At 64.0% G+C, this 9515-nt stretch carries 9 protein-coding genes and 1 pseudogene; 7 read left to right on the top strand and 3 right to left on the bottom strand.

The window, feature by feature from the left end; all coding sequences use genetic code 11:
* On the top strand, positions 1-854 hold an 854-nt coding region (locus B3349_RS15465; RefSeq protein ID WP_291590061.1), incomplete at its 5' end, for a S1 family peptidase.
* 104 nt (positions 855-958) lie between these two features.
* On the opposite strand, the gene B3349_RS15460 is transcribed toward B3349_RS15465, so the two are convergent.
* Both B3349_RS15460 and B3349_RS15455 read right to left on the bottom strand, forming a co-directional pair.
* Positions 959-1603, bottom strand: coding sequence for a LuxR C-terminal-related transcriptional regulator (locus B3349_RS15460; RefSeq protein ID WP_291590059.1), 645 nt, complete (start codon positions 1601-1603; stop codon positions 959-961).
* A gap of 32 nt (positions 1604-1635) precedes the next feature.
* On the bottom strand, positions 1636-2709 hold the full coding sequence (locus tag B3349_RS15455; protein WP_291590057.1) for an NAD(P)H-dependent flavin oxidoreductase: 1074 nt from the start codon (positions 2707-2709) through the stop codon (positions 1636-1638).
* A 134-nt stretch (positions 2710-2843) separates the two neighbouring features.
* Here B3349_RS15455 and B3349_RS15450 point away from each other — a divergent pair, with 134 nt between their 5' ends.
* On the top strand, positions 2844-3698 hold the full coding sequence (locus B3349_RS15450; protein WP_291590056.1) for a LysR family transcriptional regulator: 855 nt from the start codon (positions 2844-2846) through the stop codon (positions 3696-3698).
* A gap of 17 nt (positions 3699-3715) precedes the next feature.
* Here the strand turns inward: B3349_RS15450 and B3349_RS15445 are convergent.
* A pseudogene (locus B3349_RS15445) lies at positions 3716-4840 on the bottom strand (patatin-like phospholipase family protein); the annotation flags it as partial.
* A 371-nt stretch (positions 4841-5211) separates the two neighbouring features.
* On the opposite strand from B3349_RS15445, the gene B3349_RS15440 reads away from it, so the two are divergent.
* The 5 genes from B3349_RS15440 (at position 5212) to B3349_RS15420 (ending at position 9512) form a co-directional block, all read left to right on the top strand.
* Positions 5212-5943, top strand: a complete 732-nt coding sequence (locus B3349_RS15440) for an SDR family oxidoreductase (RefSeq protein WP_291590052.1) — start codon at positions 5212-5214, stop codon at positions 5941-5943.
* 27 nt (positions 5944-5970) lie between these two features.
* Complete coding sequence (locus B3349_RS15435) at positions 5971-6477, top strand: DUF1097 domain-containing protein (protein WP_291590051.1); 507 nt, start codon at positions 5971-5973, stop codon at positions 6475-6477.
* Positions 6478-6542: 65 nt separating this feature from the next.
* Complete coding sequence (locus B3349_RS15430) at positions 6543-7445, top strand: SDR family NAD(P)-dependent oxidoreductase (RefSeq protein ID WP_291590049.1); 903 nt, start codon at positions 6543-6545, stop codon at positions 7443-7445.
* 202 nt (positions 7446-7647) lie between these two features.
* Positions 7648-8664 carry a GlxA family transcriptional regulator gene (locus B3349_RS15425; RefSeq protein ID WP_291590048.1) on the top strand — a complete coding sequence of 339 codons (1017 nt, stop codon included), beginning with the start codon at positions 7648-7650 and terminating at the stop codon, positions 8662-8664.
* A 149-nt stretch (positions 8665-8813) separates the two neighbouring features.
* Positions 8814-9512: an SDR family NAD(P)-dependent oxidoreductase gene (locus tag B3349_RS15420; protein WP_291590047.1), complete on the top strand. Its 699-nt coding sequence runs from the start codon at positions 8814-8816 to the stop codon at positions 9510-9512.
* Positions 9513-9515 lie beyond the last annotated feature (3 nt).

The raw sequence follows: 9515 nt of genomic DNA, 5'->3' as shown, positions 1-9515 counted from the left end.
TACAAAACTCTGGTCGATTCAGTGATCCGCAACGTCACCGACCATTCCATATGTACGAATCTGCATACAAGCGCGCATCCCAAGCCTGCTGCTCAATAACGGTATTTCAAGGGGAAGAATTGCTCGGTGAGGGATCCGGCTTCGCCATCAGTGCTGACGGACTTATCGTCACAGCAGCCCACGTCGCTACGTGTCGAATGCCCATCCGTGAAAGCGACTACAAGGACCCAACGGTCAGAATCTTTGCGAAGTTCCCAAACTTCCCGCTCGTCGAATACCGCGTAGCAATCTGCGGAATTCACATTTCTGACTCCGCTTTAACGCACGTCGCGCAGATTGACCAAGCGTTGCTCTGCCCGGTCTTGCCACTTCAATTGCCGTTTCCACCTTTTCAGATCGGCCCGCCGCCACGTCTTGGTGAAGAGGTGCACTTCTGCGGGTACTCCGATGAACTTGAACTTCCGTTCGGGATTGATCGCCTGTTGGAACCGACTTCCTTGGTCGCAGTTCAGTTTCGTCAATCTCTGCATCGCAGAGGTCGAGCCCAAAATGTAGCGGGACCAATGATCAAGCGCGGTGTCGTCGGAAACGTCCTGGTTGTCAGCACTCAGGAGTACCCGTCCAACGAAGAGATAACTTGCAACGTCTTATACATTGACAATGGAATCCACAGTGGCGCCAGCGGCGGTCCAGTGTTCAATCGAGACGGTCAGGCAGTCGGGGTGATTGTTCAAAGGGCGACCACGTCCGCATCTCAGGCCGCCGATGCGTCCTTGCTCGTTCCCTCAGGTTCAACTGTGGCTTTAAGCCTCCAAACCGTGCCGTTCATGCATCGAAAGGCAAGTCGTGCCTAACCCGCTGGTCCAGCGAACGACTCACTGCGAAGCTGAACGAAATGGTTGAGCGACCCTTTCGGGGCGGCGATCCATGCCAAACGGAAGTCTGCAGTGGGTCGGGATCAGCCACCAGCCCGTTCACTGGCTGAGACTGCCTTTTGAAGTACGCCTGTACGAGTCGCTATGACAACAGCCTCCGTTCTGCTCTTGGCGGACAGCTTGGCGAGAATCGCCTTCACGTAGGCCTTTGCGGTTCCCAGGGTGATCCCCATCCGCTGGGCGATCTCCTTGTTCGAATGCCCTTCGCAGAGATGAAGCAAGAGGGTGTTCTCCCGCGGCGTCAACTCTTCCGTGTCGCAGGCCTGTGCCAATTGTGAGGCGACCTTGGGCATCACATAGCGCTGACCACGCGCAACCGAACGAACGGCGCAGATCAGCTCGTCCACTTCAGCGGAAAGCTCCAGCAGCCCCAGGGCACCATCCGCCAGGCCGCTTCGGGCCGACATCGCTGCAAACGCGGCGGCCACAAGGATCAAGGCGGGGGCAGGTTCTGTGCGCTGGCGCCGCAGAACTTCGGCGCCGGCTGGCGGGCTCGCCAGAATCACGACCGGATCACGATCCGAGAGGCCACTCAGGAACTCGGCTGCACTCGCTGCTTCCCGGCCCACCACCAGCTGTGATGAGGTACGGATCATCGCGGCCAAGCCATGGCGAACCACCGGACTCTCATGGACCAGGTCAACGACGATGGAAGCGGACTCGCTCATTGCTGTGCTTTCACGCGGGCATGCCGATGGCGTTAACGCTTCAGTCGTGCCAGGGCCTCGCGGGCCAATTGCTGCGTCAGCTCTTGGGCGCCCATCTCGCGCGCCAGCGGCGCCGCTTGACCGGCCCACAAGGACATGAAGTCGCCTGAGCCTTGGCCCTCCGCAGCAGTGCGCAGCGGCGCCACAGCGCCACCGGCCAGCGGGAAGGCCGGGGCCAAAGCCGACAATGGGCCAACTTCTCGCATCAGGCGATTGACGATGCCCCGAGCGGGTCGCCCCGTAAAGAGGTTGGTCAACGCCGTGGTCTCGGCCTGGGTGCCAAGCAAGGCGGCACGGTGTGCGGCTGGCAGCTTGGCCTCGGGCGTGTAGAGGTAGGCCGTGCCAATCTGGACGCCGGCGGCGCCGAGCATGAAGGCTGCCGCAACGCCCCGTGCATCGGTGATGCCTCCTGCAGCAATTACCGGAACCTTGACCGCATCGACGATCTGGGGGACGAGCGCAAAGGTCCCCACCTGGCTGTACACCTCATCGCTCAGAAAGACCCCGCGATGGCCCCCAGCTTCCAAGCCCTGGGCAATCACCGCATCCACCCCATGCGCCTCGAGCCAGCGGGCCTCGGCCACGGTGGTGGCCGAGGAGAGGACTTTGGCGCCCGTGGCCTTGACGCGCGCCAGCAGGTCTGGCGCCGGCAAGCCGAAGTGAAAGCTCACGATGGCCGGTCGGCAGTCCTCCACCAGTGCGCACATGGCGTCGTCGAAGGGATTGCGGTTGGAGGCCGGGACAGGTGCGTCCGGATCCAGTCCGAACTCCAGGTAGTAGGGACGCAGCAACCTGCGCCACGCAGCTTCGCGTTCTGGATCCGGTTGAGGCGACTGGTGGCAAAAGAAGTTGATGTTCAATGGGGCGGTCGTCGCCGCTCGGATCAGCGCCAGTTCGCTACGGACCTGGGCCTCGCTCAGCAGCGCACAGGGCAATGCCCCCAGCCCGCCCGCCCGAGCCACCGCGATCGCTATCGGATGCAGGGAGGGGCCTGCCATGGGCGCCTGCAGAATGGGCAGCTCGATGCCAAAGAGATCGAGAAGACGGGTGTCGGGCCAGGCGCTCATACGGGGTACTCCGGAAACAGAACAGCAAGCACTCCTGGCTGGGCGCCACGGAGACCGCGGTCTCAGCCGCTTTCGGCGATAATATCAAACAAAAGATTGATTTTGTAATATCAATCTTATTACGAGAACGAGACATGGATCTTTCCTCTCTGGACATCTTTTGCGTTGTCGCCGATGAGCTGAGCGTGACGCGTGCGGCGGACCGTCTGCAGAGGGCACAGTCGAACGTCACGACGCGGTTGCGGCAGTTGGAGGAGCAGCTCGGAGCGCCGCTGTTCCTGCGCGAAGGCAAGCGCATGACGCTGACGCCGGAGGGACAACTCTTTCTGACCTATGCCCAGCGCCTGCTTGCACTGGCGGCCGAAGCCCAAGAGGCGCTGAAGCCACAAAGCCCCAAGGGCCGCCTGCGCATCGGCACGATGGAAAGCACGGCGGCAAGCCGCCTGCCGGCGCCGCTGGCGCGCTATCACAAGCGTTGGCCCGATGTGGCCTTGGACTTGCAGATGGGGCCTTCGGCCAGCCTGGTCGAACAGCTGTTGGCCCACCAACTGGACTGCGCGCTCGTCGCCGACATGACGCCACTGGGAGTGTCACTCGATGACGGCCTGGAGGCCCAGCCAGTGTTCCAGGAAGAACTGCTGCTCCTGCTACCGGCCGATCATCCGGAAATCACCAGCCCCGACCAATTGCAAGTCAGCAGCCTGGCGGCTTTGGAGCCTGGCTGCACCTACCGGCGCATGGCTCAGCAATGGCTGGCGGGCAAGCCGGGGATGAGAGTGCTGGAGCTGGGCTCATACCACGCCATCTTCGCCTGCGTGGCCGCGGGCACCAGCGTGGGAGTGGCACCGCGCTCGGTGATGGAATTGCAGCGCAAGCCGCCTGGTCTGCGCATCCAGTCCCTAGGGCCGGTGGACACCCTGCTGCTGCACCGGCGCGGGTATGCGTCGGCCGCCTACGAGGCGCTGCAAGGCGTTTTGCTGGAGCGTTAGCCAGCTCGGTTGATGCCTCACTGGCCGCTGCGAAGCGTCGCCAGCAGACGCTGCCATTCGGGGCTGCGCGCCAAGGCTTCACGCGCAAATTGCTGCAGCGCATGCGACTGCTCGGCCGAGATGGACAGGCTGGTCGGGATCCCCGTCAGTGACTTGGCGTCGAGCCCAGCGGGTGGAGCGGCCAGGCTGACTTCGATGACCGAGAAGTCGGCGTCCTTGCTCACGACCGAGACATCGTGGTCTTGCCCACTGGAGCGTAGCGCTGGCTGCCAGCGCATCAGGTCACCCTTGAGCAGCTCGATGCTGGCGGCCGAGTGGCGATCGATGGGCACATCGACCACCGTGCGGAACTGCCGCAGCACACCCGGTGTATCGGCCGAATGGGTGCTGGGATCGTCGGTGGGTGGGGTCTGTGCATTGACGATGATGAAGACCCGATGCCGGATACCGCGCAAGCGCGAGATTCGAGCGGCCTGTGCAATGCCGCCGCGCGAATTGATGATCTCCAGCGGCGTTTGAACGCCGCTGTTGTCGGCCAGGCCTCCATCCAGCAGATGCACGAATTCGCCGCGGCCGGCCATACCCTGGAAGGCGAGCTGCGCAGTTGGGACCGGACAGGCTGTCGCATAGTTCCATAGCGAAATCGGGGACAACAACACGGGTACCGCCATCGAGGCCGCCACGGCTCGGCCGAGTGGGAATCGATTCAGGTCCGAGCACAGATAGTCGAACTGATCCTGGGTGAACTCGAAGCGTCCGCCATCGGCCATGTCGGTGGCGTTGATGTAGGCCAGCGGCCGGCGGTGCGGCAGATCGCCATAGCGCTTGCCGTGAAAGACCTTTTCATCGAGCAACTCAGCAAGAAAATCCGCGCGACCGTAGCGGGACGATGTCTGCTGCCACAGGCCCCGTGGCGACAGTCCTCGCTGCCACAGCGCGGCCTGCAGGTCGTAGGCCAGGACCTCGCGCTCGAAGCGCTCGAAGGTCTGCTCACGGTAGGCCACGTAATAGCCGGCGAGCAGGCTGCCGCCGGACACGCTGCTGATGAAGTCGAGCTCGTCGAGCATGGTGGTGTCGCGGCCCTCCCAGTGGATCGGCGTATCGCGCAGCGCCTCCAGCACGCCATAGCCCAAGGCTGCAGCTCGGTAGCCCCCCGCCTGAGATGGACAGCATCACCAGCAGGCTGTCGCTGTTGCCCGTGGCATCCAGATTGCGCAGCGCATAGCCCGTACTGCCGCGGTCCTCGCTCAGACGCTCGTTCACCAGGTAGTGGCGGCTGGAGCAGGCGCCGAGCCCTAGGGTCAGCAACAGCTGGAGCGCGAGACGGGGGAGGCAGCGTTTCATGCGGCCGGATTGTGGGGCACAGGTCCGACGGGCGCGAGCAGGTCCTTGGCAGAAATCACGGGTGGCTTGTCATTTCACGAAAACGGGCCGACTCAGACACTGAATACATCAAGCAGCGAACTGCATTGATCTCAGTCCCAAGCCTTCAACCCACCCAAGGAAATTCATCATGTCCAAGAAGATTGCCATCGTCACCGGCGCATCCCGCGGCATCGGCGCCGAGATCGCCCAACGTCTGGCCCGCGACGGCTTTGCCGTCGTCGTGAACTATGCAAGCAACGCCGCCGAGGCCGATGCACTCCTGGCCAAGATCGAGGCCGCTGGTGGCACCGCGATTGCTGTGAAGGGCAATGTGGCCCTGCCCGCCGATGTGCGTGGTCTCTTTGACGCCGCCGAAGACAAGTTCGGCAAAGTCGACGTGCTCATCAACAACGCTGGCATCCTCAAGACCGTGCCGCTGGCCGACAGCAGCGACGAGATGTTCGACGCGCACTTCGCCGTCAATGCGAAGGGCACCTTCAATGCGCTGCGTGAAGCGGCGGCGCGGCTCAACAGCGGCGGCCGCATCGTCAACTTCTCCAGCACCACGCTGGCACTGAACCTGCCGGGTTACGCGGTCTACAACGGCACCAAGGCGGCAGTCGAAGCCTTCACCCAAGTGTTCGCCAAGGAACTGCGCGGTCGCAACATCACCGTCAATGCCGTGGCTCCGGGGCCGATCGCCACCGACCTCTTCCTCAACGGCAAGACCAGCGAACAGGTGCTGACCTTCGCCAAGATGGCACCGCTGGAGCGCCTGGGTCAGCCGACCGACATCGCCGGCGTGGTCGCCTTCCTGGTCGGGCCGGATGCCGGCTGGATCAATGGCCAGATCCTGCGCGCCAACGGCGGCGTGGCCTGACTGCCCGGTCTATCCAAGGAGCTCACCATGAATGCACCAATTGCCACTGTCCCCAAGCCAGGCATCTTCAGCCTGCCCTACACCAGCGTCACGGCGGCTGCGGCCGTGGTGGCGGCGGGAGCCTCAGCCGCAGCACTGGCCCTCGGGCTGCCGGTCTGGGCCATGTTCATCGGCTGGGTGGCCTTCTACACCCGGGGCGTCAACTTGCGTGACGGGCTGATCAACCTGGTCTGCGTCAGCGCAGGGGTGTTGTTCGGCAAGGCCGCCGCGGTCGCTATCTCGTTGTTGTCGCCGGCCTTGGGCACCGCTGCGATGCCCGTGGTCGTGCTGGTGGTCGCCAGCGTGGTCGTGTCGCTGCGGGGTGTGCCGCGCATCAACAACCTGCTGTGCTACTTCCTGGGCCTGATCTCCTTCTTCGCGGTGCATCAGCCGCCGTCCCTGGCCGTGTTCGCCACCCTGGCAGGCGCTGCGGCGCTGGGCTCGGCCGCGGCCTGGCTGGCCCATCAGCTGCAGCAACTCAGCAGCGCTCATTGAACGCATCGAAGTCTCGACCCCTTCTCGTCTCTTTCCTGCCAATTTCATCCTCAAGGAACCTCATCATGAGCAGCAACAAGCAAGTCGTCCTCGTCACCGGCGCCGGCAGCGGCATCGGCAAGCTCTCCGCCCAATCCCTGGCCCAGGCCGGCCACATCGTCTACGCCACCATGCGTGATGTCGAAGGCCGCAACAAGCCGCGCGCCGACGAGATCCGCGCCTGGGCTTCGGCTAACGACGCGCAGATCTTCCCGCTAGAACTCGACGTGCTCTCGCAAGCCTCTGCCGACGCCGCGGTGGCCGCCATCGTCAAGCAGCAGGGGCGCCTGGATGTGGTGATGCACAACGCCGGCCATCTGGTGATCGGCCCCTCGGAAGCCTTCACCCCCGAGGAGTTCATCAAGGTCTACGACACCAATCTGTTCGGCGCCCTGCGGGTGAATCGTGCGGCCCTGCCGCAGCTGCGCGGCCAGCAATCGGGCCTGCTGCTGTGGATCAGCAGCACGACGACCAAGGGCGGCTTCCCGCCGTTCATGGGGCCCTATGGCTCGGCCAAGGCGGCCATGGATTCGGTCGCAGTGACCATGTCCTATGAGCTGACCCGCTTCGGCATCGAGACCTCCATCGTCGTGCCGGGCGCATTCACTCGCGGCACGGATCACTTCCCGACTGCCGGCAAACCGGCCGACCAGAAGACGGTCGATGCCTATCACCGCTATGACGGCGTGATGGACAAGGTGGGCGAGCGCCTGACCGCATTGACGCCCGATGATGCCGATCCCCAGGGCGTCGCCGACGAAGTGGTGCGCATCGTCAGCCTGCCGGCGGGCGAGCGCCCGCCTCGTGCGGTGATCGACTATGTCAACGATGGGGCTGCGGAAGTGATCGAGGTGCAGGAGCGCGTGCGCATCGACTTTGCCAAGCGCATCGGCATCGATGACTTGCTGCAGGCCCAGGTCGTGGTCTGACGCAAGGAGGCGGGGCATCGGTTCAAGGCCGATGCTGATGCGGATTGAGAGGAGATAGTGCGCCAGCCTATCTCCTCACTTTTACGTTCACTACTCTCTTTAGAGAACTGGTCGCGCTTGGCTTCGCTGCCTACGATGACGGCATTCTCGGCGTGGAACTCGCGCCATCCATGTCGTGTCATCGCAGTCTTCAAGTACGCCCATGTCCGGCACCCGCAACCCGCGCCACATCGTGATCCTGGGCGTCCCGCCCATCCTGGAGTTGGATATGGCCGGGCCGTTGACGGTGTTTGGCCACGCTGCGATTGATGCCATGCGCCATGGCGGCGCTGATGGGAGTGAGCCCTACAAGGTCACCGTCGCCAGTGCGAGCGAAAACCGCGAGATGCGTGGATCGAGCGGACTGGTCACCGTCGCCAACGTGCACTACAGCGAGATTCAAGAGCCGGTCGATACCTTGATCGTCATCAGCGGCGCGCAAAGAGCCGACATCAGCACCGACCCCGCGCTGTGCGAGTGGCTGCGCCGCAGCAGCGCCAATGCCCGCCGGACCTGCTCCATCTGCACTGGTGCTTTCGTGCTGGCCTCAGCCGGTTTGCTGGATGGTCGCCGTGCTGCCACGCATTGGGCTTATGCGGAGGAACTGGGCACCTGTTATCCCGCGGTCCAGGTTGATGCCAATCCCATCTGGGTTCAAGACGGGCCGGTCTACACCTCGGCGGGGGTCACCGCCGGCATCGACCTGGCGCTCTCACTGGTGGAGGACGACCTGGGCACCAAGACCGCCCTGGAGATCGCCCGCATGTTGGTGGTGTTCCTGAAGCGCCCCGGTGGACAGCGTCAGTTCAGCACGGTCCTGTCCGCCCAGCAATCGACCACCCGGACCAGCTTCACCGATTTGGTCGCCTGGATCTCCGAGAACCTCGACAAGCCGCTCAATGTCGAGGCGCTGGCGGACCGGGTGGTGATGAGCCCGCGCAACTTCGCCCGCGTCTTCGCCACCGAAGTCGGCGTTCCGCCGGCCCAGTACCTGCGCCGCATGCGCATCGAGGCGGCCCGCGCTCTGCTAGAGCAGACGGCGCGAGGCATGGACGACATTGCCAGCCGCTGCGGCTTCGGCAGCGACGAGGCGATGCGTCGTGCCTTCCTGGAAGACATTGGCGTCACGCCAGGCCAGTACCGGGCGTCCTTTGGCAGTGGGCGGCTCGTGCGCAGCTGATGCGCAGCGGTCCCGAAGTGGGTTGGGCCGGAAGTTTGGCAGGAATCATGGGTTGAATGTCGTAGCGGCCAGTGGCTGGTTCTCGGAGACTGTGGTTACGCCGGTTCAGCACTCAGCGCTGGCGCACAACCACCCACTCTGGAGACACCATGAACGGCAGCGCGGCTCGTCGAGCCCTCATCACGGCAGGCACAAGAGGCCTGGGTTTTCATATCGCCCTCGGACTCGGGCAGGCGGGGTTCAGCGTCTTGCTCGGCAGCCGAGATCTGAGCCGTGGCATCGCAGCAGCGGCCGAACTGCGTGACCTGGGCATTGAGGCCAATCCGCTGCCGCTCGACCTGAGCGTGCCGGCATCGATGCGGGCCGCGGCGACCCGCATCCTCGACGACGGCCTCGGATTGGATGTGTTGGTGAACCAGGCCGCGATCGGTGCGCCGAGGGCCATGACGCCGATGGATGACTACGACGCCACCGTGCGCGCCATCATGGAAACCAACTTCTTCGCGCCCCTGCTCTTGAGCCGCCTGGTGCTTCCGGCATTGCGGGCATCGGCCACGGGACGCATCGTGAATGTCTCGGGGCATCTGGACGGCACTGCGCGCAATGGCGGTGCTGCAACCGCTGGCGCGCGCAGGCTGGGATATGCCAGTGCGACGGCGGCGCTCAATATGCTGACCCTGGAGCTGACACACGAGTTGGCGGCAACGCCGGTGCTGGTCAATGCGGTGAGCTGCGCCTTAAACGATGAAGCCCATCTGAATCTGGAGGAGCCTCTGCTGCGCTCCGCGCAGGGGGCCATCCGGCTGGCGCTGCTGCGCCCCGGTGGCCCACGTGGCAGCTTTTTCTGAAGA

Source organism: Comamonas sp. UBA7528, assembly GCF_002479375.1.
GTDB lineage: Bacteria > Pseudomonadota > Gammaproteobacteria > Burkholderiales > Burkholderiaceae_C > Comamonas.
Note: the sequence above shows the minus strand (reverse complement) of the source record. Positions and strands in the feature narration are given on the sequence as shown.